The sequence below is a fragment of the Pantoea sp. FN0305 genome, from assembly GCF_050113845.1.
GTDB classification, from domain to species: Bacteria; Pseudomonadota; Gammaproteobacteria; order Enterobacterales; family Enterobacteriaceae; genus Mixta; species Mixta alhagi.
Genome location: NZ_JBNJSN010000008.1, coordinates 66,774 through 91,800, shown reverse-complemented (window position 1 = coordinate 91,800; position 25,027 = coordinate 66,774). Strand labels below are relative to the sequence as shown.

At 54.3% G+C, this 25,027-nt stretch carries 17 protein-coding genes; 10 read left to right on the top strand and 7 right to left on the bottom strand.

All coding sequences use genetic code 11. The features are described 5' to 3' along the window. Positions 1-163: 163 nt before the first annotated feature. The 3 genes from polB to rluA all read left to right on the top strand — a co-directional run bounded on the left by polB (position 164) and on the right by rluA (position 6,258). The gene (polB, locus tag ACQE3Y_RS16135; protein ID WP_426982079.1) at positions 164-2,524 is read left to right on the top strand and encodes a DNA polymerase II; all 2,361 of its coding nucleotides are present in this window, start codon (positions 164-166) and stop codon (positions 2,522-2,524) included. 153 nt (positions 2,525-2,677) lie between these two features. After that, a complete protein-coding gene (gene rapA / locus ACQE3Y_RS16130) occupies positions 2,678-5,581 on the top strand; it encodes an RNA polymerase-associated protein RapA (protein WP_426974447.1) in 2,904 nt (967 codons plus the stop codon). Positions 5,582-5,604: 23 nt separating this feature from the next. After that, positions 5,605-6,258 (top strand): bifunctional tRNA pseudouridine(32) synthase/23S rRNA pseudouridine(746) synthase RluA, encoded by a 654-nt coding sequence (gene rluA / locus ACQE3Y_RS16125; protein WP_426982078.1) that lies wholly within the window; start codon positions 5,605-5,607, stop codon positions 6,256-6,258. A 672-nt stretch (positions 6,259-6,930) separates the two neighbouring features. Here the strand turns inward: rluA and djlA are convergent. After that, entirely contained in the window at positions 6,931-7,758 is an 828-nt protein-coding gene (djlA, locus tag ACQE3Y_RS16120; protein WP_426974445.1) for a co-chaperone DjlA, read from the bottom strand. A 182-nt stretch (positions 7,759-7,940) separates the two neighbouring features. Here djlA and lptD point away from each other — a divergent pair, with 182 nt between their 5' ends. Genes lptD through apaH form a run of 6 tightly spaced genes read left to right on the top strand, consistent with a single transcriptional unit; the run spans position 7,941 to position 14,748 of the window. Next, positions 7,941-10,304: an LPS assembly protein LptD gene (lptD, locus tag ACQE3Y_RS16115; protein WP_426982077.1), complete on the top strand. Its 2,364-nt coding sequence runs from the start codon at positions 7,941-7,943 to the stop codon at positions 10,302-10,304. A 53-nt stretch (positions 10,305-10,357) separates the two neighbouring features. Further along, positions 10,358-11,653 carry a peptidylprolyl isomerase SurA gene (gene surA, locus ACQE3Y_RS16110; protein WP_426974443.1) on the top strand — a complete coding sequence of 432 codons (1,296 nt, stop codon included), beginning with the start codon at positions 10,358-10,360 and terminating at the stop codon, positions 11,651-11,653. Beyond that, complete coding sequence (gene pdxA, locus ACQE3Y_RS16105; protein ID WP_426982076.1) at positions 11,643-12,635, top strand: 4-hydroxythreonine-4-phosphate dehydrogenase PdxA; 993 nt, start codon at positions 11,643-11,645, stop codon at positions 12,633-12,635. Before surA ends, pdxA begins: the two co-directional genes overlap by 11 nt. Then, the gene (rsmA, locus tag ACQE3Y_RS16100) at positions 12,628-13,449 is read left to right on the top strand and encodes a 16S rRNA (adenine(1518)-N(6)/adenine(1519)-N(6))-dimethyltransferase RsmA (RefSeq protein WP_250651800.1); all 822 of its coding nucleotides are present in this window, start codon (positions 12,628-12,630) and stop codon (positions 13,447-13,449) included. The genes pdxA and rsmA overlap by 8 nt, the downstream gene beginning before the upstream one ends. A 4-nt stretch (positions 13,450-13,453) precedes the next feature. After that, on the top strand, positions 13,454-13,831 hold the full coding sequence (apaG, locus tag ACQE3Y_RS16095) for a Co2+/Mg2+ efflux protein ApaG (RefSeq protein ID WP_085068036.1): 378 nt from the start codon (positions 13,454-13,456) through the stop codon (positions 13,829-13,831). A 53-nt stretch (positions 13,832-13,884) separates the two neighbouring features. After that, entirely contained in the window at positions 13,885-14,748 is an 864-nt protein-coding gene (gene apaH, locus ACQE3Y_RS16090; protein WP_426974441.1) for a bis(5'-nucleosyl)-tetraphosphatase (symmetrical) ApaH, read from the top strand. A 30-nt stretch (positions 14,749-14,778) separates the two neighbouring features. Here the strand turns inward: apaH and ACQE3Y_RS16085 are convergent, their stop codons facing one another. Both ACQE3Y_RS16085 and folA read right to left on the bottom strand, forming a co-directional pair. Further along, positions 14,779-16,662, bottom strand: a complete 1,884-nt coding sequence (locus tag ACQE3Y_RS16085) for a PhoX family protein (RefSeq protein ID WP_426982075.1) — start codon at positions 16,660-16,662, stop codon at positions 14,779-14,781. A gap of 106 nt (positions 16,663-16,768) precedes the next feature. Beyond that, positions 16,769-17,254, bottom strand: coding sequence for a type 3 dihydrofolate reductase (gene folA / locus ACQE3Y_RS16080; RefSeq protein WP_237172446.1), 486 nt, complete (start codon positions 17,252-17,254; stop codon positions 16,769-16,771). Positions 17,255-18,037: 783 nt separating this feature from the next. Between folA and ACQE3Y_RS16075 the strand changes: the two genes are divergently transcribed. Next, the gene (locus ACQE3Y_RS16075) at positions 18,038-18,574 is read left to right on the top strand and encodes a bactofilin family protein (RefSeq protein WP_426974439.1); all 537 of its coding nucleotides are present in this window, start codon (positions 18,038-18,040) and stop codon (positions 18,572-18,574) included. A gap of 73 nt (positions 18,575-18,647) precedes the next feature. Here the strand turns inward: ACQE3Y_RS16075 and carB are convergent, their stop codons facing one another. The 4 genes from carB to ACQE3Y_RS16055 all read right to left on the bottom strand — a co-directional run bounded on the left by carB (position 18,648) and on the right by ACQE3Y_RS16055 (position 24,828). Continuing rightward, entirely contained in the window at positions 18,648-21,875 is a 3,228-nt protein-coding gene (gene carB / locus ACQE3Y_RS16070; RefSeq protein ID WP_426982074.1) for a carbamoyl-phosphate synthase large subunit, read from the bottom strand. Between the two features lie 23 nt (positions 21,876-21,898). Then, positions 21,899-23,047 (bottom strand): glutamine-hydrolyzing carbamoyl-phosphate synthase small subunit, encoded by a 1,149-nt coding sequence (carA, locus tag ACQE3Y_RS16065; protein ID WP_250651795.1) that lies wholly within the window; start codon positions 23,045-23,047, stop codon positions 21,899-21,901. 455 nt (positions 23,048-23,502) lie between these two features. Continuing rightward, positions 23,503-24,321, bottom strand: a complete 819-nt coding sequence (gene dapB / locus ACQE3Y_RS16060; protein WP_426982073.1) for a 4-hydroxy-tetrahydrodipicolinate reductase — start codon at positions 24,319-24,321, stop codon at positions 23,503-23,505. 228 nt (positions 24,322-24,549) lie between these two features. Beyond that, entirely contained in the window at positions 24,550-24,828 is a 279-nt protein-coding gene (locus tag ACQE3Y_RS16055; protein WP_426982072.1) for a hypothetical protein, read from the bottom strand. Between the last annotated feature and the right edge of the window lie 199 nt (positions 24,829-25,027).

Here is a 25,027-nt window from a genome sequence, read left to right as displayed (position 1 = left end):
ATCTGGTGCGGTATCGTTAAGGACTCACTGATACCTCTGAAAATAGAAACATGATGCAAGACCTGTCCCGAATTAGGTGCTCCGTGTCCATACTCAACGCGCCTCAGGCACTGGATAAATAACCATGTTATACTGCCCTTTGTTTCAGATAAGAGGGCTTCTGGTGAGCAACATCCGCGCAGGCTTTTTGCTGACGCGCCACTGGCGCGATACGCCCAACGGCACCGAAATCGTGCTTTGGCTGGCCACTGACCAGGGGCCGCAGCGTGTTGTATTGCCGCCGCAGGAATCCGTCGCCTTTTTGCCCGCCGAATATCAGCAGCAGGCGCAACGGTTGCTGGCCGATGAACGCCACTGGCGGCTTACGCCGCTCGCGCTGAAAGACTTTCGTCAGCGCCCGGTGCTGGGGCTCTACTGCTCGCAGTATCGTCAGCTACAGCGGCTGGAAAAGCTGCTGCGTGAAAACAACATTCCACTCTATGAAGCAGACGTGCGCCCGCCGGATCGTTTCCTTATGGAGCGCTTTATTACCGCACCGGTCTGGTTTAGCGGAGAGTCCGCAGGCAACGATCTCATCAATGCCCGCCTTAAACCGCACCCCGACTACCGTCCGCCGCTGAAGTGGGCCTCGCTCGATATAGAAACTACCCAGCACGGCGAACTCTACTGTATTGGCGTTGAAGGCTGCGGCCAGCGCATTGTCTGGATGTTAGGGCCGGAAAACGGCGATGCCAGCCAGCTCGATTTCGAGCTGCACTATGTCGCCAGCCGCCCGCAGCTGCTGGAAAAGCTGAACGCCTGGTTCGCCAGGCAGGATCCTGATGTGTTGATTGGCTGGAACGTCGTGCAGTTTGATCTGCGCGTGCTGCAAAAGCATGCTGACCGCTACGGCATTCCGCTGCGTCTGGGCCGCAATCAGCAGCCGCTGGAGTGGCGCGAGCACGGCTTTAAGCCGGGCGTGTTTTTTGCCCAGGCGGCGGGCCGCCTGATTATCGACGGCATCGAAGCATTAAAGTCGGCGTTCTGGAATTTTGACTCTTTTAGCCTGGAGTCGGTGGCGCAACAGCTGCTGGGCGAAGGCAAAGCGATCAACAATCCGTGGCAGCGCATGGAAGAGATCAATCAGCGTTTCGCCAACGATAAACCCGCGCTGGCGCGCTATAACCTGAAAGACTGCGAGCTGGTCACGCGCATTTTTGAGAAAACCGAGCTGATGCCCTTTTTGCTGGAGCGCGCCAGCGTCAACGGTCTGGCGGCGGATCGCCACGGCGGCTCGGTGGCCGCTTTCAGCCAGCTCTATTTTCCGCGTATGCATCGAGCCGGCTTTGTCGCACCGAATCTCGGCGAGATTGCGCCGGAAGCCAGCCCCGGCGGCTATGTCATGGATTCACGTCCCGGCCTGTATGATTCAGTGCTGGTGCTGGATTATAAAAGCCTCTATCCCTCAATTATCCGTACTTTTTTGATCGATCCGGTTGGACTGATTGAAGGGCTGGCGCATCCGCAGGATGACGCCTCGGTGCCCGGCTTCCGTCACGCGCGCTTCTCCCGACATAATCACTGCTTGCCTGCGATGGTTAATCAGATCTGGCAAGGGCGGGAAGAGGCGAAGCGTCAGGGCAATAAGCCCTTATCGCAGGCCTTAAAAATTATTATGAACGCCTTTTATGGCGTACTGGGCACCAGCGCCTGTCGTTTTTTCGATCCGCGTCTGGCCTCTTCCATTACCCTGCGCGGGCATGAAATTATGCAGCAGACGCGCCAGCTAATAGAAGCACAGGGTTTCGAGGTGATTTATGGCGATACCGATTCCACTTTTGTCTGGCTGAAATCGCCCCACGACAGCGCCAGCGCTGATGCCATTGGCCGGGAGCTGGTGAACCATGTTAATCAGTGGTGGCGCGTCCATCTACAGGCGGAATACCAGCTAGAGAGCGCGCTGGAGCTGGAATATGAGACGCACTTTGTTCGTTTTCTGATGCCAACCATTCGTGGCGCGGAACAGGGCAGTAAAAAACGCTATGCCGGTTTGATTCGTGAAGGCGATCGGGAACGGATGGTATTTAAAGGGCTGGAAACGGTACGTACCGACTGGACGCCGCTGGCGCAGCAGTTCCAGCAGGAGCTGTACGGACGTATTTTTCGCGGCCAGCCCTGGCAGGACTATATTCGCACCAGGGTACAGCAGCTGCTGGACGGCGAGCTGGATGCGCAGCTGGTCTATAAAAAGCGGCTGCGTCGCCCTTTGCATGAGTATGAGCGCAATGTGCCGCCGCACGTGCGTGCCGCGCGTCTGGCTGATGAGCATAATCAGAAGCTGGGCCGTCCGCTGCAGTATCAAAAAGGCGGTTCTATCCGCTACGTGATCACCACTTCCGGCCCGGAGCCGCTGGAGGCGCGAACGTCAACGCTGGACTACGATCACTATTTATTTAAGCAGCTACAACCGGTGGCTGACGGGATATTACCCTTTGTGCAGGATGACTTTGCTACACTGATTACCGGGCAGTTGGGGCTTTTTTGACAGGTGACGAATCCATTACCTTCCAGTACCATAGCGCCCTTCCTGAACTTCACCGCTCCTGAGCATCAGCCAGACACCCTATTGCCTGGCCGCAACGCTATTGTCCGAGCGGGAGCATGACATCTGTTATTACGAGAATCGAGCTAAATATCTATGCCTTTTACACTTGGTCAACGCTGGATCAGCGACACGGAAAGCGAGCTGGGGCTGGGAACTGTGGTTGCACTGGATACCCGTATGGTTACCCTGCTTTTCCCTGCTACCGGTGAAAACCGTCTCTATGCGCGAAATGATTCTCCCATTACCCGTGTGATCTTCAATCCCGGCGATACCGTGACCAGTCATGACGGCTGGCAGCTGGAAGTGGCCGAAGTGCGCAATGATAATGGCCTGGTAACCTATATCGGTACCCGTCTGGATACTCAGGAATCCGTAGAGCTGCGCGAAGTGCTGCTCGACAGCAAGCTGGTATTCAGCAAGCCACAGGATCGTCTGTTCGCCGGTCAGCTTGACCGTATGGATCGTTTTGCGCTGCGTTTTCGCGCGCGTCGCTATCAGAGCGAGCAGTATCGTTTGCCTGTTAGCGGTTTGCGCGGAATGCGTACTAACCTGATCCCGCATCAGCTGCATATCGCTCACGATGTGGGCCGTCGCCATGCGCCGCGCGTACTGCTGGCGGATGAGGTTGGCCTGGGTAAAACCATCGAAGCGGGGATGATTATTCATCAACAGCTGCTGGCTGGCCGCGCCGATCGCGTGCTGATTGTGGTGCCGGAGACGCTGCAGCATCAGTGGCTGGTGGAGATGCTGCGCCGTTTTAACCTGCGCTTTTCGCTGTTTGACGATGCGCGCTATGCCGAAGCACAGCACGACAGCGACAACCCGTTCGATACCGAGCAGTTGGTTATCTGTTCACTGGATTTTGTGCGCCGTAATAAGCAGCGTCTGGAGCTGCTGGCGGATGCCGAATGGGATCTGCTGGTGGTGGATGAAGCGCATCATCTGGCCTGGAGCGAAGGCGAACCGAGCCGCGAATATCAGGTGATTGAGCAGCTGGCGGAGCAGATCCCTGCCGTGCTGCTGTTAACGGCAACGCCCGAGCAGCTGGGCATGGAGAGCCACTTTGCCCGTTTGCGTCTGCTGGATCCCGATCGTTTCCACGATTTCGAGCAGTTTGTCGCTGAGCAGCAAAATTACCGTCCGGTGGCCGATGCGGTTGCCATGCTGCTGGAAGATAAGGCGATCGGCAACGATGAGATGAACGCGCTGAGCGAGCTTATCGGCGAACAGGATATTGAGCCGCTGCTGCAAACCGCTAACGGCAAGGGCGAAGGCAAGCAGGCGGCGCGCGAAGAGCTGATTCGTATGCTAATGGATCGCCACGGCACCAGCCGCGTGCTGTTCCGCAACACCCGTAACGGGGTAAAAGGTTTCCCGCAGCGCGTGCTGCATCAGATCCGTTTGCCGCTGCCCACGCAGTATCAGACGGCTATCAAAGTTTCTGGCATTATGGCGGCGCGCAAGTCAGCCGAAGAGCGCGCGCACGATATGCTTTATCCAGAGCAGATTTATCAGGAGTTCGAAGGCGACAGCGGCACCTGGTGGAACTTCGATCCGCGCGTTGAATGGCTGATGGGCTATCTGACCAGCAACCGTGATGAGAAGGTTCTGGTGATTTGTGCCAAGGCGGCGACCGCCCTTCAACTGGAGCAGGTGCTACGCGAACGCGAAGGTATTCGCGCTGCGGTGTTCCATGAAGGTCTTTCGCTGATCGATCGCGATCGCGCCGCTGCCTGGTTCGCCTCGGAAGAGAATGGCGCACAGGTGCTGCTCTGCTCTGAGATTGGTTCAGAAGGTCGTAATTTCCAGTTCGCAAATCGGCTGGTGATGTTCGATTTGCCGTTTAACCCCGACTTGCTTGAGCAGCGCATTGGGCGTCTTGATCGTATCGGCCAGGCGCGTGATATTGAAATCATGGTGCCTTATCTGGAGAAGACGGCACAGTCGGTGCTGGTGCGCTGGTATCACGAAGGCTTAAATGCCTTTGAACAGACCTGCCCGACCGGTCGTACCGTATACGATAGCGTGCACGATCAATTGATCGGATATCTGGCCGCGCCGGAGAATAGCGAAGGTCTGGACGCGTTTATCCATGCCTGTCGCAAGCAGCATGACACGCTGCGCTCTCAGCTGGAGCAGGGCCGCGACCGTCTGCTGGAGCTGAACTCTAACGGCGGCGCGAAGGCCGAGGCGCTGGCCGATGAGATTAGTCAGCAGGATAATCATATTGAGCTGGTGAATTTCGCGCTTAATCTGTTCGATATTGTCGGCATTAATCAGGAAGATCGCAGCGATAATTTGATTGTGCTGACGCCTTCCGATCATATGCTGGTGCCTGATTTCCCGGGGCTGCCGGAAGAAGGCTGTACCATAACTTTCGATCGTGCGCAGGCGCTGTCGCGTGAAGACGCACAGTATGTGACCTGGGAGCATCCGATTATCCGTAATGGTCTCGATCTGATTCTGTCCGGCGATACCGGCAGCTGCGCCCTGTCGCTGTTGAAGAACAAGGCGCTGCCGGTGGGCACGCTGCTGATGGAGCTGATTTACGTGGTTGAAGCACAGGCGCCGAAGCATCTGCAACTGACGCGTTTCCTGCCGCCGACGCCGATGCGTCTGTTGGTGGATCGTAAAGGCACCAATCTGGCCGATAAGGTGGAGTTTGAGAGCTTTAACCGTCAGCTGAACGCGGTGAATCGTCATAACGGTAGTAAGCTGGTGAATGCGGTGCAGCAGGATGTGCATGCTATTCTTCAGCTGGCGGAGCCGCAGGCAGCAGAAGCGGCGCGTAAGCTGATTGACGCCGCACGTGTTGAAGCCGATGAGAAGTTGAGCGCCGAGCTGGAGCGTTTGCAGGCGCTGAAAGCGGTTAACCCGAATATCCGTGAAGATGAGATCGCCGCGCTGGAGAGCAATCGCAGCGAGGTGCTGGCCAGCCTGAACGATGCCGGCTGGCGTCTGGATGCGCTGCGTCTGATCGTGGTTTCTCATCAGTAAGCTAACCGGAGAACGCACAGGCTATGGAACCCTATAACCCGCCGCTGGAACCCTGGCTGCATATTCTGTATCAGGACGATCACATTATGGTGGTCAATAAGCCGAGCGGGTTATTGTCTGTGCCTGGGCGTCTTGAGGAGCATAAGGATAGCGTGATGACGCGTATTCAGCGTGATTTTCCGCTGGCTGAATCGGTGCATCGTCTGGATATGGCAACCAGCGGGGTGCTGGTTGTAGCGCTGAATAAAGCTGCAGAGCGCGAGCTAAAGCGTCAGTTTCGCGAGCGTGAGCCGGAGAAGAGCTATGTTGCCCGAATCTGGGGGCATCCGCAGAAAGACGACGGTCTGGTGGATTTGCCGCTGATTTGCGACTGGCCAAATCGTCCAATGCAAAAAGTTTGTTTTGAAACCGGCAAGTCGGCGCAAACGGAGTATCAGGTGCTGGAGCGGGCGGCAGATAATAGCGCCCGTATTCAGCTGAAGCCGATCACCGGACGTTCGCATCAGCTCCGTGTGCATATGCAGGCGTTAGGTCATCCAATTTTAGGCGATCGTTTTTATGCGCATGAGGCGGCGCTGGCAATGGCATCTCGCCTACAGCTGCATGCGGAGTGGCTGACGATTACGCATCCCGCATTTGGCAATAAGATGACGTTTCGCCAGCCCGCCGATTTTTGATGCGTCAGCGGCGGTTTGATGCAGTCTGGATGCGCGCGCCGACGTCAGCGGCAGACGGGGCGCTCCGTAAAGACGTCGTTAACCTATCCCTGGGGCCTCCGCCGCGTCATCTCTGACGCGGAGGCTTTACTCCGGCCCCGTCTGCCGCCTCCCTGAGCTTCCGGGTTGTCTGCTCGCCGCTGATTTAGCTATTGTGAATCCTGTTTGCCAATGACTTAAATAAGGTGTTACCTGCCGCCGCTTCTCATATTTCCGCGTCGCCTGCCCGCTACTGATTTAACTATCGTGAATCCTGTTTACCGCTTCCCTGAGCTTGCGGGTTCTCTGCCGCTGATTTGATCATCGTGATATCTGTTTGCCGTTGGGTTGGCACGATGTGGTTTACAAAGGTTAAGTATTGCAAGCGCGGGCTCAAGGGAGTGGGAGGGCCGGGGCCGTGAGGCGGACCTCCCGCGCCAGGGATGGCGCGGGCGGAGGCCCCAGGGATGGGTGCATGCCGTGCCGCCGATGGCCCCGGCCCTCACGCAACCAGCACGGAGCTGCCCTCAGGTTATCCGCTGGCTATCCGGCAACCAGCACGGAGGTGCCTTCAGGCTATCCGCTGGCCTTCCCGCGTTCAGCGCGAAAACAGCTTCAGACCGATGCCATACTCTGCCGCGCCGGTTCAACAAACTATTTAAAATTTCGTTCCTTGCGAATCAGATCCCACGCAGCCTGAATCTCCTGCGCCTTCTGCTTCGCCATCTCCATCATCTCCGGCGGCAGCCCTTTCGCTACCAGCTTATCGGGATGATGTTCCGCCATCAGCTTACGCCAGGCGCGTTTAATGGTCATATAATCATCGGTGGGTTTCACGCCTAACACCTTACAGGCTGCCTCCAGCGTGGGTCCCTGCTGCGCGCCATAACCTTGCCCGCCCTGCCCGCTACCGCCCCACGAATGATATCCGCCGCCAAACTGCTGGCCGCCTTCCATCATGCGCAGAAACTGATCGAACTGCGTGCGCGAAATACCTAACTCTTCCGCGATCACATACAGCACCTGACGCTCGTTAGGATGCAGGGAACCATCGGCAAACGCGGCCTGAATCTGAATCTCTAAAAACATCCTGATCAGATCAAAGCGCCCAAAACAGGCGCTGCGTAACTCACGCAGCTTATGGCGCAGCGGATAATCGCTCTGCTTGCCTTCACGAAACGCCTGCTGCGCCTGGGCGCGCGCCGTACCGTGCAGCTGCATGCGATCCATCTGCTGAGAAGCGATCTGAATATCCGCTTCGGTTACCCGGCCCTTGGACTTGGTAAGATGCCCCATCACCTGAAACGTGGTGCGGAAAAAAATCGACTGTCGGGTCTGATTGTTAGAAAACCAGGCTTTTCCCTGTGTCTCACGGATTTTATCGACTAAGTGGCCCAGCACCAGCCCTAGCAGCAGCCCCCAAAAGCCTGCTCCGGATAACAATCCCAGCAGTAGACCAATTACTTTTCCCCAATAGCGCATATACTCCTCAATTCGCCATGCCGAAGGCTAAAAATTGCATTATCATACCTGTCATTTATCTCACTGCCTAACGGCAACGCGGACAGACAAGGATTAACACTGGCGCAACGCAGTTCAGTACGTTAGTCTCTGACCGTTTTGTCGGCATGATGCCAGTAATTACGGAATTCTCGATACCGCGTATGAAAAAACGTATACCCACACTGCTGGCCACGATGATTGGCGCAGCGCTTTATAGTCAGCACGCCCTCGCCGACGATTTAATGTCGCAGTGTATGCTGGGCGTACCAAACTATACCCGTCCCGTGGTTCAGGGTGACGCCAATCAACTGCCGGTAACGATACATTCTGATGATGCGAAGGGTAACTATCCCGACGATGCGGTCTTTACCGGCAAAGTGGATATTCAGCAGGGCAACAGCCGCCTGCGTTCCGACGAAGTTCAGCTGCATCAGCGTCAACAGCCTGGCCAAACCACCCCGCTTCGCACCGTCGATGCGCTGGGTAATGTGCACTATGATGACAACCAGGTCATCCTGAAAGGTCCGAAAGCCTGGTCTAACCTGAACACCAAAGATACCAACGTCTGGAACGGCGATTATCAGATGGTGGGGCGTCAGGGGCGCGGCACCGCCGATCAGATGAAACTGCGCGGCAACAACCGCTACACCATCCTGGAAAACGGCACCTTTACCTCATGTCTGCCAGGCAGCAATAGCTGGAGCGTGGTCGGCTCGCAGGTTATTCAGGATCGTGAAGAGGAAGTGGCGGAAATCTGGAACGCACGTTTTAAAATTGGTGCCGTTCCGGTTTTCTACAGCCCTTACTTGCAGTTGCCGATCGGCGATCGACGCCGCTCTGGTTTCTTGATCCCTAACGCCAAATATAGCAACAATGATGGCTTCCAGTTTGCGCTGCCCTATTACTGGAACATCGCGCCGCAGATGGATGCCACTATTACGCCAAACTATCAGAGCAAGCGCGGCCTGCAGTGGCAGAACGAATTCCGCTATCTGACCACCGCCGGTAGCGGCCTGATTGAATTTGACTATCTGCCAAGCGACGACGAATACAAGCGTGACGAAGCGACGCGTAAAAGCAAAGATGGCGACTCTAACCGCTGGCTCTTCTTCTGGCGTCATTCAGGGGTGTATGAACAGCACTGGCGCTTCAACGCCAACTACACCAAAGTCAGCGATCCTTACTATTTCAAGGATCTTGACTCTAAATATTATTCCACGACCGACGGCTACGCTACGCAGAAGTTCAGCATCGGCTATGCGGATACCAACTGGGACGCCACGCTCTCCAGTAAAGACTTCCAGATTTTTGATACCAACAGATCAAGCAACGTTTACCGTGCGCAGCCGCAGTTCGACTTTAACTACTACAAAAATGACCTTGGGCCGTTCGATACGCGCCTTTATGCCCAGGCGGTGCAGTTCACCAACGTAAACGACAATCTGCCGGATGCGGTACGTTTGCACCTGGAGCCAACCATTAACCTGCCGCTGGCCAACGAATGGGGTAGTCTGAACACCGAGGCAAAACTGCTGGCGACCCACTACCAGCAGAGCAATGTTGATTATTATAACTCCCGCACCGGTAACGCAGATAATCAGTTAAAGGGAAGCGTTAACCGCGTTATGCCACAGTTTAAAGTGGATGGCCGCATGGTGTTCGAGCGCAACATGAACTGGGCGGAAGGCTATACCCAGACGCTTGAACCACGCATCCAGTACCTCTACGTTCCGTATCGCGATCAGAGCCATATCCAGGCGTATGACTCTACGCTGCTGCAAACTGACTATACCGGCCTGTTCCGCGATCGTACTTACAGCGGCCTTGATCGTATTGCTTCAGCCAACCAGGTCGCCAGCGGCCTGACCTCGCGGATTTATGATACCGATCTGGTTGAACGTTTTAACGTATCCGTAGGTCAAATCTACTCGTTTACCCCGTCGCGTACCGGGCTGAACAGTACCAGCGATGAAGATGACACCGGCAGCCTGATCTGGGCCGGTGACACCTGGTGGCGCGTTAGCGACCGTTGGGGCGTACGCGGTGGCCTTCAGTACGATACGCGTCTGGATAATATTGCGCAGGGCAACGCGGTGGTGGAATACCGTCGTGACGCTGACCGTATGGTGCAACTGAACTACCGTTACATCAGCCCGGAATATGTCGCCAGTGCGCTGAGCAGCCGTAATATTACCGGCGATCCGATTTACGAAAACGGTATTTCGCAGGTTGGGATGACGGCCAGTTGGCCAATCGCCGACTCCTGGGCCGTAGTGGGCGCGTACTACTACGATACCAAGGAGAAAAAGGCGGCTGATCAACTGGTAGGCTTACAGTATAGCTCCTGCTGTTATGCCATCCGCGTGGGTTACGAGCGTAAAATCAATGGCTGGGAAAACAGCGAAAGTAAGTACGAAAACCAAATCTCATTCAACATTGAGTTGCGTGGCCTGAGCCCGAACTACGGACTGGGCTCCAACCAGATGCTACGTGAGGGCATTTTGCCTTACCAGCGCGCTTTTTGATGTTGTAATGTTTGACAGGCAAACCCGCAGTGCGGAAAGAAAATGGAAAAAGTATGAAGAACTGGAGAATGCTGATACTGGGTGTGGCGCTGGCCGCTAACACCGCGATCGCAGCCCCGCAGGTAGTTGATAAAGTCGCCGCCGTGGTGAATAACGGCGTCGTTCTGGAAAGTGATGTTGATGGCATGATGCATTCGGTGAAAGCGCAGGCGCAGCAGGCTGGACAGCAACTGCCTGATGACCGCACACTGCGCCATCAAATTGTTGAACGTCTGGTGATGGATAACATTATCCTGCAGATGGGCAAGCAGATGGGCATACAGATCTCCGATCAACAGCTGGACCAGGCGATAGCTAACATTGCCGCGCAGAACCGGATGTCGCTGGATCAGATGCGCAGCCGCCTGGCCTATGACGGCGTTAATTACAACGCCTACCGCGAGCAGATCCGCAAAGAGATGCAGATTGCGGAAGTGCGTAACAATGAAGTACGCCGTCGCGTAACCATTCTGCCGCAGGAAGTCGAGACGCTGGCCAAACAGGTTTCTGCACAAAATACGCAGGGCACCGAACTGAATATCAGCCATATCCTGCTGCCGCTGCCGGAAAACCCGACGCAACAGCAGGTTGACGATCAGGAAACGCTGGCGAAACAGCTGATGAGCGAACTCAAGAGCGGCGCTGACTTCGGTAAGCTGGCAGTCACCTACTCCGCCGATCCGCAGGCTTTAAAGGGCGGCAACATGGGCTGGGGCAAAATTGAAGAGCTGCCGACCCTGTTCGCTCAGGCAGTAAGCACTGCGAAAAAAGGTGATATTGTTGGCCCTATTCGTTCCGGCGTTGGCTTTCATATCCTGAAAGTGAATGACCTGCGTGGTGAAAAACAGAATATTTCAGTGACCGAAGTTCATGCGCGTCATATTCTGCTGAAGCCATCGCCGATTCTTACCGATGACCAGGCCCGCCAGAAACTCACGCAGGTTGCTACCGATATTAAAAGCGGCAAAATCAGCTTTGCGGCAGCAGCCAGGCAGTTCTCTGACGATCCGGGTTCAGCGAACCAGGGCGGCGATTTGGGCTGGAGCTCACCGGAAATTTTCGATCCAGCCTTCCGTGATGCGCTGCTTCGTCTGCAGAAAGGCGAAACCAGTCAGCCGGTTCACTCCTCTTTTGGCTGGCACCTGATTCAGCTGCTGGACACGCGTCAGGTTGATAAAACCGATGCGGCGCAAAAAGAGCGCGCTTACCGTCTGCTGTTTAACCGTAAGTTCGCTGAAGAAGCGCAAACCTGGATGCAGGAACAGCGCGCCAGCGCCTATGTAAAAATTCTGGATGCCAATGCTCAGTAACGCTCGCGTTGTTATCACTCCCGGCGAACCCGCCGGGATTGGTCCCGATGTTACATTGCAGCTGGCGCAGCGCGACTGGCCGGTTGAACTGGTGGTTTGCGCCTCGCCCCAGCTGCTGATGGAACGTGCCCAACAGTTGGGTTTGCCGCTGACGCTACGCCAGTATCAACCGGGCACCTCTGCACAGCCGCAGCGGGCCGGTACGCTAACCGTTTTGCCGGTTGAACTGGCTGCGCCGGTTATGGCCGGAAAGCTGGCGGTAGCTAACAGCCACTACGTGCTGGCAACCCTTGCCCGTGCCTGCGATGGCTGTCTCAGCGGTGAGTTCTCTGCGTTAATTACCGGCCCGGTGCATAAAGGCGTTATTAACGACGCCGGTATCGCCTTCAGCGGCCACACCGAATTTTTTGCCGACCGCGCCGCCTGCGAACGCGTGGTGATGATGCTGGCTACCGAAGAGCTACGGGTCGCGCTGGCTACCACGCATCTGCCGCTAAAAGCGGTGTCAGACGCCATTACCGAAGCCAGCCTGCATGAAGTGATCTCTATTCTGCATCAGGATTTACAGCGTAAGTTTGGCATTAGCCAGCCGCATATTCTGGTTTGCGGCCTGAATCCGCACGCTGGCGAAGGCGGACATATGGGTCGTGAAGAGCTCGATACCATTATCCCGGCGCTGGATAAGCTGCGTCAGCAGGGCATGCAGCTCACCGGCCCGCTGCCGGCGGATACGCTGTTTCAGCCCAAATATCTTCAGCATGCCGATGCGGTTCTGGCGATGTATCACGATCAGGGCCTGCCGGTTCTGAAATATCAGGGCTTTGGCCGCGCGGTGAATATCACCCTTGGCCTGCCCTTTATCCGTACCTCCGTTGACCATGGCACCGCGCTGGAACTGGCCGGTCAGGGTAACGCTGATGCGGGAAGCTTCATCACGGCGCTTAATCTCGCCATCAATATGATCAAAGAAGTCAATGAATAATCGTGTCCACCAGGGTCATTTCGCCCGCAAACGTTTTGGACAAAACTTCCTTAACGACTCTTACATTATCGACAGCATCGTTGCGGCGATTCATCCGCAGCGCGGCGAAGCGATGGTAGAGATCGGTCCCGGCCTTGGCGCCCTGACTGAGCCCGTCGGCGAGCGCCTTGATGCGCTGACCGTTATTGAACTGGATCGCGATCTGGCTGCGCGTCTGCAAACCCATCCGTTCCTCGGCCCCAAGCTGACTATTTTTCAGCAGGATGCCATGACCTTCGATTTTGCCCAGCTTGCAGCTGAGCGCGGTCAACCGTTGCGTGTCTTTGGCAACCTGCCCTACAACATCTCTACGCCGCTAATGTTCCACCTTTTCAGCTATACTAGTGCGATCAAAGATATGCACTTTATGCTGCAAAAAGAGGTGGTCAATCGCCTGGTTGCTGGCCCGGACAGTAAAGCCTATGGACGTTTAAGCGTGATGGCGCAATATTATTGTCAGGTGATTCCAGTACTGGAAGTACCGCCGGAATCCTTTACGCCAGCGCCTAAAGTGGATTCCGCCGTGGTTCGCCTGGTGCCGCATGCTGTGCAGCCACATCCGGTTGAGAGTGTTCGTGTGCTGAGCCGCATTACCACCGAAGCCTTCGGCAAGCGCCGTAAGACACTGCGCAATAGCCTTGGCCACCTGTTCAGCGCTGAGGTCATGGAAAATCTGGGCGTTGATGGCAGTCTGCGTGCGGAAAATGTCACCGTTGCGCAATATTGCCAGTTAGCAAACTGGTTATCTGCGCATCCCGAGTCGCAGGAGAGCTAAACGCATGATTGAGTCGTCCCGAGTTTGTGTTCAGGTACAGAGTTTTTACGTCGAATCGCAATCTGCCCCGGATGAAGATCGCTACGTATTCGCCTATACCATTACCATCCGCAATTTGGGGCACGAAAAAGTGCAGCTGCGTAGCCGTTACTGGTTAATTACCAACGGCAACGGGCGCGAAACGGAAGTTCAGGGCGATGGCGTTATCGGTGAACAACCCTCTATTGCGCCAGGCGATGAATTTCAATATACCAGCGGCGCAGTACTGGAAACGCCGATGGGCACTATGCAGGGGCACTATGTGATGATTGACGAACGAGGCGAACAGTTTCATGTCGACATTCCCGTCTTTCGCCTCGCGGTGCCTTCGCGCATTCACTGATGAGAAACCCGGCTATGGCCGGGTTTGCCATTTCTTCTCCGGATAATTATTTCATGAGTACATACCTTATTGGCGATGTTCACGGCTGCTACGATGAACTGCACTCTCTGCTGCAACAGGTCGCCTTTGATGCTGAAAAAGATACGCTGTGGCTAACTGGCGATCTGGTCGCTCGCGGACCAGGCTCGCTGGAAGTGCTGCGCTATGTACGTTCGCTGGGCAGCGCGGTACGCATGGTGCTGGGCAATCACGATCTGCATCTGCTGGCGGTTTTCGCGGGCATCAGCCGTAATAAACCGAAAGATCGTCTCACTCCGCTGCTGGACGCGCCTGACGCGGATGAGCTTATCAACTGGCTACGCCGACAGCCGCTGCTACAGGTAGACGAAGAGAAAAAGCTGGTGATGGCACATGCCGGCATCACGCCGCAGTGGGATATTGAAACGGCAAAAATGTGCGCGCGAGAAGTTGAGTCTGTGCTCTCCAGCGACAGCTATCCGCTCTTTCTTGATGCGATGTATGGCGATATGCCGAATAACTGGACGCCCGAGCTCACCGGCCTGGCACGCCTGCGCTTCAGCACCAACGCGCTGACGCGGATGCGCTACTGCTTTCCGAATGGACAGCTGGATATGATTTGCAAAGACGCGCCCAATTCAGCGCCGCCACCGTTAAAACCCTGGTTTACTATCGCAGGCCCGGTAGCACGCGATTATACGATTATTTTTGGCCACTGGGCTTCGCTGGAAGGCAAAGGCACGCCGGAAGGGATTATCGGTCTGGATACCGGTTGCTGCTGGGGCGGCACGCTGACCATGCTGCGCTGGGAAGATCGTCAGCTGTTTATTCAGCCTTCTAACCGCCTGCAGGCCAGTGAAGCCGTAGAAACCACCCCAGCCGCGCTGCGCTCCGAATAATAACCGGGCCAGATGGCCCGGCATTGATTCTTATGCCCCGACAATACCGCCATCTTCGCGAGTGATCATGATCACTGAAGAGCGCGGACGCGGGCTGTTATGAGGGAAGTGAGAATCGCCCTCTTCTCCTGGGTGCTGTACGTTAACAAACAGGGTGCGATAATCTGGCGTAAAGGTGATGCCCGTTAACTCACAGGATTTCGGCCCTACCATAAAGCGCCGGATTTCGCCGCTGTTTGGATCGCCAACCAGCATCTGATTATTACCCTGTCCCTGATAATCGCCCTCATTGCTGTATTTCCCGTCGGTCAGGATCCACAAACGTCCGGCGCTATCAAAGCCCAGCCCGTCCGGGCTGTTAAAGGTATTGTCTGCCGTGATATTAGGCGTACCGCGCTGCACTCCCTGCGGGTGCGCTATCGGGTTGCCGCACAGCACAAAAATATCCCAGCTGAACTGCTGCGCCGTGGCGTCGCCCTGCTCATCCCAGCGAATAATCTGGCCATAAATATTGTCGGGACGCGGGTTAGCCGCATCCACCGGCATCTTTTCATTACCGCGCTTGTTGTTATTGGTCAGTGTACAGTAGGCGCGACCGTCGTGCGGGTTCACCGCGATCCACTCAGGACGATCCATACGCGTGGCTTTCACCACATCCGCCGCCGCGCGCGCGTTAATCAAAATATCCGCCTGACTCTGGAAACCGTTTTCTGCAGTCAGTCCGTTTTGTCCGTGAACCAGCGCCAGCCAGCGGCCCGAGCCCTTCAGCGGCGTACCGCTTTTATCACCTTCGAACACCGCAACGTACAGCGTTCCCTCATCCAGCAGCGCTTTATTTGCTGCTGGATTAGCGTGATCAACTTTGCCCGTGGAGACATATTTATAGATATATTCGCCACGCTCATCGTCGCCCATATAAACCACCAGCTCACCGCTTTTTGCTACCGTCACCGCCGCGTTTTCATGTTTGAATCGCCCCAGCGCGGTTCGCTTTACCGGCACCGAGGCGGGATCGAGCGGATCTATCTCTACGATCCAGCCGTGGCGGTTGAATTCGTTGGGATTTTTTGCCACGTCAAAACGATCGTCAAAATCGGACCAGTTGCGCTCCGGCTCGCTGGCGTTGAGCGTATAGCGTTTCTGCTGCGCTGTGGGTTTGAAATCAGCGGCTTTGGTGCCGAAGTAAGTATCGAAGTTCTCTTCGCAGGTGAGGTAAGTTCCCCAGGGGGTTTTGCCGTTGGCGCAGTTGCCAAAGGTGCCCAGCACCGTTTTCCCTTCAGGATCGGCTGCGGTTTGCAGCGCCGCATGGCCTGCTGCCGGTCCGGAAAAATGCATCAGGGTGTTGGCAGTAATACGACGGTTATAGCGTGACGGACGCACCACGCGCCAGCGATTATCTTCGCTACGTGCAACCTCAACGATCGATACGCCATGCCCCGCCTGCGATTTTTTTACATCTTCCAGGCTGGTCGCTTTGCTGCCGCCGTGAGGGAACAGGTACTGTTCGTTTACATACTCATTATTGATCGCCATTACGCCACGGTTATCATCCAGGGCGAAAAAGCTCATACCATCATTATTATCACCGAACTGCTTTTCCTGATCGGCAGCGCTGTTATTTCCCTGAGGATCGAACGCAGGCGCGCCATCCACCAGCGGCTCGCCCCAGGAGATAAGCACTTCAGCCCGATAACCCGGTGCGATAGTAATTTCATCAGCGGTAGAAGCAGGAACCGCCTTAAATCCCAACAGCGGGCTACCGTTTGGTGCTGACTGCACTTTAGCCAGAGCAGAAAAGCTGACGCCGCCGCCAAGAAAGCCTGCCAGCCCTAATGCGCCGGTTCCGGCCAGCAATTTACGACGCGCCGGGCTTGGCAGTGATTCCATGTTTAATTCAAGGATTTTATCGCTCATTTTGCATTGCTTCCCGTTATAGTTTCCCAGACTGGAAGCAATGCTAGAGGGCAAAAATGACAGCAATGTTACAGCTGGCGGATAAGGAAGCTTTTAACCGACGTTATCAGCGGCGCTCAAGAATTTCAAAGCAGTAGCTGTGGGAATTTTTCTCATCAGCGTCATGAAATTCACTGAATACCGACTGCCATTCATCCGGTTCGTAGTCCGGGAAGTGCGTATCGCCTTCTACTTCCGCATCAATGTGCGTCAGATAAATACGATCTGCGCGGTCCAGCATCTGCTCATAAATACGACCACCGCCAATGACCATGATCTCTTCAACGTCGCCCGCTGCTGCTAAGGCATCGTCCAGTGAGGTCACCCAGGTTACACCATCCGTTGCTTTTCCTGGCTGGCTGCTGACCACAATATTATGGCGTCCCGGCAACGGGCGGCCTATCGATTCCCAGGTCAGACGCCCCATAATCACGGGTTTATTCAATGTATTACGCTTAAACCAGGCTAAGTCCGCAGGCAGATCCCACGGCATAGCGTTTTCCATCCCAATAACGCGATCGGCTGCTAAAGCCGCTATCAGGCTTATCATCATAAATTCTCAACAGGGTGTAAAATTGGCGCCATCATACGTAAAGGCGAAACTTTCGTCGATAGCCTGATTAGTGGATTTACGTAAAGGTTTTTAAACCGTGACTGATGGTGACAAAGGCGGCTGTTCCAGGCCGATTCGGCACTTTTTCAGGAAAACGCAGCGGCGCATTGTCCTGAAGACATCGGCGAACGCCCTCTTGTTATAGTAAGCAATAATTTGGCTCATTGTTATGCGTTCAGAGCACTTATGCTATTCAACGGGGCTGGATATGCGGGCGATTATTTCTGTGCGGCGCGACAAGAAGTGGTATAACTTCCCTTGAATACTTCCTGAAATATCGATAACTTTAAGTTCAGTTCAATTGTTATTTCCTGTTTAATCTTTAATTCCCGGAATAGCCATCAATTTAAGGCCTACTCTTTGTAATTAAAAATATCAGGATATAGTATATTCCCTAATATAATTTTCTCTACAACCATTTAATAACAAATCAGTACGAACTCTTCGCCAGACGCTCTGCCATTCCAGGAAGAGATAGTCCCGGATGAATATGCTGTTCTTCATCTTATCGCGTGTCGGTTAAATAATTAACACAGACATGGCAGGCACAGGGAGTCATAACAGACTAATATGGACAGGAAATATATTTTCTTTAATGGCGGGATCTGCTGCTGGCTGCTGGGGTTGGTAGCAAGCTTTTTTTCTTTGACCTGGGCGGGGATTTTTGGCCTCCTGGCTGTCGGGTCCTTTTTACTTTACGCATCACAACGGAAGATTGTCACTATGTTTAAAAAACAAAATAAATCAGCAGAAATAGCGTCAAAAAAAGAGCCTGTTACCTCAACGGGATTGCTGGATAAAGCCGCGCCGCATGTGGACGAGCAAACAAATAATACGGTCATTGCTCGTGATGTCTGTTTTGAGGGTAATTTAAAAGCGGTAGGTCAGGTTTATATCTATGGCGAAGTACAGGGAAATATTATCGCTAACGAAGGTGTAGTAAAAGTCATGCGCAGCGGGCTGGTCAACGGCAATATTAGCAGCCAGGAATTAATAATCAACGGCACTGTGAAAGGCGAATGCAAAGCAGAATCGATGGATATTGGCGAACATGCCAATATTAACGGCGCGCTCGATTATGTCACGCTGTCGGTGAAAAAAGGCGCCATGTTTGTAGGCAGCGTGGAAACCTCCAGGAAGCCTGACGCTACGCCTCAAACAAATATTATCGGGCTGGCATCTGCCGCAGCCGCTATCCCCAGCGATCCCGTAATCAACGTAGAAAAGGCAAACCTGCCAACCGGTAAAAAGCGCCCCTGAACGTGGGCTGCCTGCCATAAAAAACGGCTCCCGCAGGAGCCGTTTACGCTATCAGCCGGTGCTCAGGCTGACGTTATTTAGCCTTAAGCTGAGCGTGCATCTCCTGTACGGAAATCACTTTCTCCGTTGGGTCAGCATTCAGCGCCATCGCAGTAGCAAAGCCGCCGTTCAGCGTGGTGTCATAGTGCACTTTGTACTGCAGCGCGCTACGGCGAATGACGCGTGAATCCTCAATGGCCTGCCGTCCTGCAGTGGTATTGACGATATAGCTGTATTCGCCGTTCTTCAGACGGTCCTGAATATGCGGGCGTCCTTCATGCACTTTGTTCACCAGACGGGGGTTAATGCCTGCTTCACCCAGCACAACCGCCGTACCGTGCGTAGCATCAAGCTCAAAGCCGAACTTCAACAGTTTGGCAGCCAGGTCAACCACACGTTTTTTGTCGCCTTCACGCACCGACAACAGCGCCCGGCCCTGCTTTTTCATGTTGGACTGCGCGCCCAGCATCGCCTTGGAGAACGCTTCGGCAAAGGTGCGGCCAACGCCCATCACTTCCCCCGTTGAGCGCATTTCCGGTCCAAGAATCGGGTCCACGCCAGGGAACTTGTTAAACGGCAGTACTACTTCTTTCACTGAATAGTAAGGTGGGATAACCTCTTCAGTTACGCCCTGCTCCATCAGCGTTTTACCGGCCATTACGCGCGCGGCAACTTTTGCCAGCGGCACGCCGGTCGCTTTAGAAACGAAAGGCACGGTACGTGCGGCGCGCGGGTTAACCTCAATCAGATAAACTTCGTTATCTTTTACCGCAAACTGCACGTTCATCAGACCACGTACGCAGAGCTCAAACGCCAGCTTCTCTACCTGCTGCCGCATGACATTCTGAATTTCCTTGCTTAGCGTATAGGCGGGCAGTGAACAGGCGGAATCACCAGAATGCACCCCGGCCTGCTCGATATGCTCCATGATGCCGCCAATCAGCACGCGCTCGCCGTCGCAAATCGCATCAACATCAACTTCTACCGCGTCGTCCAGGAAACGATCCAGCAGCACCGGCGCATCGTTAGATACAGAGACAGCCGTCTGGAAGTAGCGCTTCAGATCCTGCTCGTCATACACAATTTCCATCGCCCGGCCGCCCAGCACATAAGAAGGACGCACCACCAACGGATAACCAATATCTGCTGCTTTCTGTACCGCCTGTTCCAGCGCCGTTACCGTGGCGTTCGCAGGCTGCTTCAGGCCCAGGCGGTCTACCGCCTGCTGGAAGCGCTCGCGATCTTCCGCACGGTCGATAGCGTCCGGGCTGGTACCGATAACCGGTACGCCAGCTGCTTCCAGCGCACGCGCCAGCTTCAGCGGCGTCTGACCGCCGTACTGTACGATAACGCCTTTCGGCTGCTCAATTCGTACGATTTCCAGCACATCTTCCAGCGTTACCGGCTCAAAATAGAGACGGTCGGAGGCATCATAATCGGTTGAAACGGTTTCCGGGTTGCAGTTGACCATGATGGTTTCATAACCATCTTCGCGCAGCGCCAGCGCAGCATGAACACAGCAGTAGTCAAACTCAATGCCCTGACCGATGCGGTTTGGTCCGCCGCCCAGCACCATGATTTTTTCACGATCCTGGTTTGGATTCGCTTCGCACTCCTCTTCATACGTGGAGTACATATAGGCGGTATCGGTCGAAAACTCGGCGGCGCAGGTATCAACGCGCTTATAAACCGGATGCAGGTTGTACTGCTGGCGCAGTTTGCGTACTTCTGCTTCGCTCACGCCGGCCAGATCCGCCAGACGCGCATCGGCAAAGCCCTTGCGCTTGAGCGTGCGCAGGAAATCGGCATTCAGGCCGTTAATACCTTCCTGAGCAACCTGCTCTTCCAGACGCACCAGCTCTTCAATCTGTACCAGGAACCAGCGATCGATATTGGTCAGGTTAAATACGCCGTCTACCGACAGGCCAGCACGGAACGCATCGGCTACGTACCAGATACGCTCGGCGCCTGCATCTTTCAGCTCGCGGCGGATACGCGTCAGCGCATCGGCATCATCCAGATGTACTTTCGGGTCGAAGCCGTTAGCGCCGACTTCCAGTCCGCGCAGCGCCTTCTGCATTGACTCCTGCAAGGTGCGGCCAATCGCCATCACCTCGCCAACCGATTTCATCTGGGTTGTCAGACGATCGTTGGCACCGGCAAATTTTTCAAAGTTAAAGCGCGGGATTTTAGTCACGACATAGTCGATCGAAGGCTCGAACGAAGCAGGCGTACGGCCGCCGGTAATGTCGTTCATCAGCTCATCCAGCGTATAACCTACCGCCAGCTTCGCCGCGACTTTAGCGATCGGGAAGCCGGTGGCTTTGGAGGCCAGCGCCGAGGAGCGGGATACGCGCGGGTTCATCTCGATAATAATCAGACGGCCATTTTTGGGGTTCACCGCGAACTGCACGTTAGAACCGCCGGTTTCCACGCCGATTTCACGCAGTACCGCCATCGAGGCGTTACGCATGATTTGGTACTCTTTATCGGTCAGGGTTTGCGCCGGCGCAACGGTGATGGAGTCACCGGTGTGGATGCCCATTGGATCGAAGTTTTCAATGGAGCAGACAATGATGCAGTTATCATTCTTATCGCGCACCACCTCCATCTCATACTCTTTCCAGCCAATCAGCGATTCATCAATCAGCAGCTCTTTGGTAGGTGAGAGATCCAGACCGCGTTCGCAAATCTCTTCGAACTCTTCGCGGTTATAGGCGATGCCGCCGCCGCTGCCGCCCATAGTAAAAGAGGGACGGATAATGCAGGGGAAGCCGACATCCGCCGCAACCTGCAGCGCTTCTTCCATATTGTGCGCAATGCCGGAGCGTGCCGTTTCAAGGCCAATTTTCTTCATGGCCTTATCGAAACGCTGGCGGTCTTCTGCTTTATCAATCGCGTCCGCCGTGGCGCCAATCATGGTCACGCCGAACTCCGCCAGCACGCCCTGACGCTCCAGCTCCAGCGCGCAGTTCAGCGCTGTCTGGCCGCCCATAGTAGGCAGCACCGCATCGGGACGCTCTTTCTCGATGATTTTACGCACCACTTCCCAGTGGATCGGTTCGATATAGGTGGCATCCGCCATTTCCGGGTCGGTCATGATGGTTGCCGGATTGGAGTTAACCAAAATAACGCGATAGCCTTCTTCACGCAGCGCCTTACAGGCCTGCGCGCCGGAATAGTCAAACTCGCACGCCTGGCCGATAACAATCGGGCCAGCGCCCAGAATCAGGATGGATTTTAAGTCAGTACGTTTTGGCATTATCTCTGTTCCTTTCCTGAAATTTATTTCTGGCCGGCACGGGCCGCTTCAATCAGTTCGATAAAGTGATCGAACAGCGGCGCCGCGTCATGCGGGCCTGGGCTGGCTTCCGGATGTCCCTGGAAGCTAAACGCGGGTTTATCTGTGCGGTGAATGCCCTGAACCGTCTGATCGAACAGTGAAACATGGGTCACGCGCAGGTTGGCAGGCAAATCGTTTTCATCAACCGCGAAGCCGTGGTTTTGCGCGGTAATCATCACGGTGTCGTTATCAAGATCTTTTACCGGATGGTTGCCGCCGTGATGACCCAGCTTCATTTTTACCGTTTTTGCTCCGCTGGCCAGCGCCAGTAGCTGATGACCGAGGCAGATACCGAATACTGGAATCTCTGTTTCCAGGAAACGCTGAATCGCGCGGATAGCATAGTCGCACGGCTCCGGGTCACCCGGTCCGTTTGCCAGGAAAATACCATCTGGATTGAGCTTCAGCACCTCTTCCGCCGGCGTCTGTGCCGGGACCACTGTCAGGCGGCAGCCGCGATCCACCAGCATGCGTAAGATATTTCTTTTTACGCCGAAATCGTAAGCGACCACATGGTAAGGCAGCTCTTCTGCAGTTTTTGCAGCAGGCAGGCCTTCATCCAGCGTCCAGCTTCCCTGCGTCCAGCTGTAGGTTTCGCGGGTACAAACCTCTTTTGCCAGATCCATACCTTTCAGGCCAGGGAACGCCTGCGCTTTTTGCAGCGCCAGCTGCGCATCCGGCGCGTCGCCCGCAATGATGCAGCCATTCTGCGCGCCCTTTTCACGCAGCAGACGCGTGAGTTTACGCGTATCGATATCGGCGATAGCGACGATATTGTTGCGTTTCAGGTAAGCCGACAGCCCTTCTTCGTTACGATAGTTGCTGGCGATCAGCGGCAGATCGCGAATAACCAGACCCTGCGCATGTACCTGAGAGGATTCTTCATCAGCGACATTGGTGCCGACATTACCAATATGGGGATAAGTAAGAGTGACAATCTGGCGAGAATAGGAAGGATCTGTGAGGATTTCTTGATAACCGGTCATTGAAGTATTGAAAACTACCTCTCCCACCGCCGATCCTGTCGCCCCAATGGCCCGACCGTGGAATTGGGTTCCGTCTTCCAGAACCAAAATCGCTGACTTATTCAAAACGTCCTCCAGGGAATAAACAGTCATAATATTTGCATATTAATTCATAACGCATCGATGAATCAATGCAAAAACCGCTGTTATTGTCGATTTTTGGCAAATTGCGCGCATTCTAATGATCGACTTATGGAATGTCTACCCTAAAGGCTATTTTTTATGTCTGTTTTAGCCATCACAGGCTAAAAAGATAAGATTCCCCCTAAAACCGAGTCTATTCCTGGCAAGAAAACCGATTGCATCCAGCAGGCAACAGTAAAAAAGACGTTGGCGTGTGAAAAAGTGGACCAAATGGTCAAATTTAGCTTTAGCAGCACAACGGGAAGCAGTAAAACTTATAGAAAAAGCAATTAGAGCAACATAATAGATCAAAGGCATTATTATTCAATTAAAGCAAAAAGGGCTAAGAAATAGCCCTTTAAATTCAAATATTTAAATTAAAACAAATTTTATATATATTACAAATCATCAAGGTTAAGCACGCTTCTCATATCATAAAGGCCTGTATTTTTCCCGCTAACCCACTCAGCCGCCTTTACCGCGCCTTTTGCAAAGGTCATACGGCTGGAGGCTTTATGAGTTATCTCCAGGCGTTCACCAATATCTGCAAACATAGCGGTATGCTCGCCTACAATGTCACCTGCACGTACGGTGGCGAATCCGATAGTTTGCGCGCTGCGCTCTCCGGTATGGCCTTCACGCGCGTAAACCGCATGATCATTAAGCGACCAGTTCATTGCATCAGCAATCGCTTCCCCCATCGCCAGCGCGGTGCCGGAAGGAGCGTCAACTTTATGGCGATGATGCGCTTCGATGATTTCGATGTCCGCATACTCGCCCATGACTTTCGCCGTTTTTTCCAACAGCTTCAGCATTAAATTTACGCCGATGCTGAAGTTAGCGGCAAATACGATGCCGATCTCCTGAGCCGCCTGTTTAATCGCCGCCTTACCTGCATCGTCAAATCCGGTGGTGCCAATCACCATCCCTTTGTTATGACGGCGGCAGAAATCAAGATAGGTCAGCGTTGCTTCCGGGCGGGTAAAATCTATCAGGATATCGAAATGATCTACCACCGCCTCAAGGCTGTCACTTATTGCCACCCCAAGCGTCCCGATACCTGCCAGTTCGCCAGCATCGCTACCTACCAGTGAAGAACCTTCTCGTGCCAGCGCCGCGCCAAGCGAGACACCTTCAGTCTGCTCTATCGCCTGAATTAACTGTCGTCCCATCCGTCCGGGCGCGCCGACGATAGCTATGCGGATATCATTGCTCATATTTATTCATTCCTGACTCAAGTCTGTGCATACAAAACGCAATTAGGTTAAACAGCGGGTGCGGGACGCGCCACCATTAAGTTGGATAATAAGAATTTTAGGCTGCGGGCAAGAAATTATCAGAAAAGCAACTTATGCGGATGAGAAAAGGGAAAATGCGCCGCAAAAGGTTTACGGCGCGCTGAGCTAAACCGCCCGACGATTAACGATCACACCTCACAGAAAAGGTTATTCCACTGGTGTAACCGGTTCAGGCTTGTTTTTGCCTTTGCTGATAGCGGACATAACGATACCCATAATTGTCATCCCGCCTGATATCGCCGTACCGACAATACCGGCTGTCATAGCGACAAAACCCAGCCCAAGGGTAGGCACGCCAAGAACGGCACCGCCAACAATAACGGGAATGTTTAACGCCAGGCCAGCATAGCCCATGCCAAGCATGGCATCGGCAGGCATAAGCGCACCGCTGACGGCCTGAATCTGATTGATTTGCAACTCTCTCATTTGTAACTCCTTTTAACTTTATTATCAGAATGCTACACGCAGTCTGCATCCCTTCGAAATCAACAGGCGTTTAACGCAAAGAATAAAAGCCTGCGTGTAACAGAAAAATGCTACTGCAAGCCTCTTGCTAACTCAATGCAGCCAGAGGACATGAGTAAAATCTAACACTTAAAGGATTAGGCTGGCGGGAAGAGAGATG

What these genes read in the sequence shown, in the direction of transcription:
- rapA (WP_426974447.1), top strand. Translation starts at nt 2,678, where the DNA reads ATGCCTTTTACACTTGGTCAACGCTGGATCAGCGACACGGAAAGCGAG.
- rluA (WP_426982078.1), top strand. Translation starts at nt 5,605, where the DNA reads ATGGAACCCTATAACCCGCCGCTGGAACCCTGGCTGCATATTCTGTAT.
- djlA (WP_426974445.1), bottom strand. Translation starts at nt 7,758, where the DNA reads ATGCGCTATTGGGGAAAAGTAATTGGTCTACTGCTGGGATTGTTATCC.
- lptD (WP_426982077.1), top strand. Translation starts at nt 7,941, where the DNA reads ATGAAAAAACGTATACCCACACTGCTGGCCACGATGATTGGCGCAGCG.
- surA (WP_426974443.1), top strand. Translation starts at nt 10,358, where the DNA reads ATGAAGAACTGGAGAATGCTGATACTGGGTGTGGCGCTGGCCGCTAAC.
- pdxA (WP_426982076.1), top strand. Translation starts at nt 11,643, where the DNA reads ATGCTCAGTAACGCTCGCGTTGTTATCACTCCCGGCGAACCCGCCGGG.
- rsmA (WP_250651800.1), top strand. Translation starts at nt 12,628, where the DNA reads ATGAATAATCGTGTCCACCAGGGTCATTTCGCCCGCAAACGTTTTGGA.
- apaG (WP_085068036.1), top strand. Translation starts at nt 13,454, where the DNA reads ATGATTGAGTCGTCCCGAGTTTGTGTTCAGGTACAGAGTTTTTACGTC.
- apaH (WP_426974441.1), top strand. Translation starts at nt 13,885, where the DNA reads ATGAGTACATACCTTATTGGCGATGTTCACGGCTGCTACGATGAACTG.
- ACQE3Y_RS16085 (WP_426982075.1), bottom strand. Translation starts at nt 16,662, where the DNA reads ATGAGCGATAAAATCCTTGAATTAAACATGGAATCACTGCCAAGCCCG.
- folA (WP_237172446.1), bottom strand. Translation starts at nt 17,254, where the DNA reads ATGATGATAAGCCTGATAGCGGCTTTAGCAGCCGATCGCGTTATTGGG.
- ACQE3Y_RS16075 (WP_426974439.1), top strand. Translation starts at nt 18,038, where the DNA reads ATGTTTAAAAAACAAAATAAATCAGCAGAAATAGCGTCAAAAAAAGAG.
- carB (WP_426982074.1), bottom strand. Translation starts at nt 21,875, where the DNA reads ATGCCAAAACGTACTGACTTAAAATCCATCCTGATTCTGGGCGCTGGC.
- dapB (WP_426982073.1), bottom strand. Translation starts at nt 24,321, where the DNA reads ATGAGCAATGATATCCGCATAGCTATCGTCGGCGCGCCCGGACGGATG.
- ACQE3Y_RS16055 (WP_426982072.1), bottom strand. Translation starts at nt 24,828, where the DNA reads ATGAGAGAGTTGCAAATCAATCAGATTCAGGCCGTCAGCGGTGCGCTT.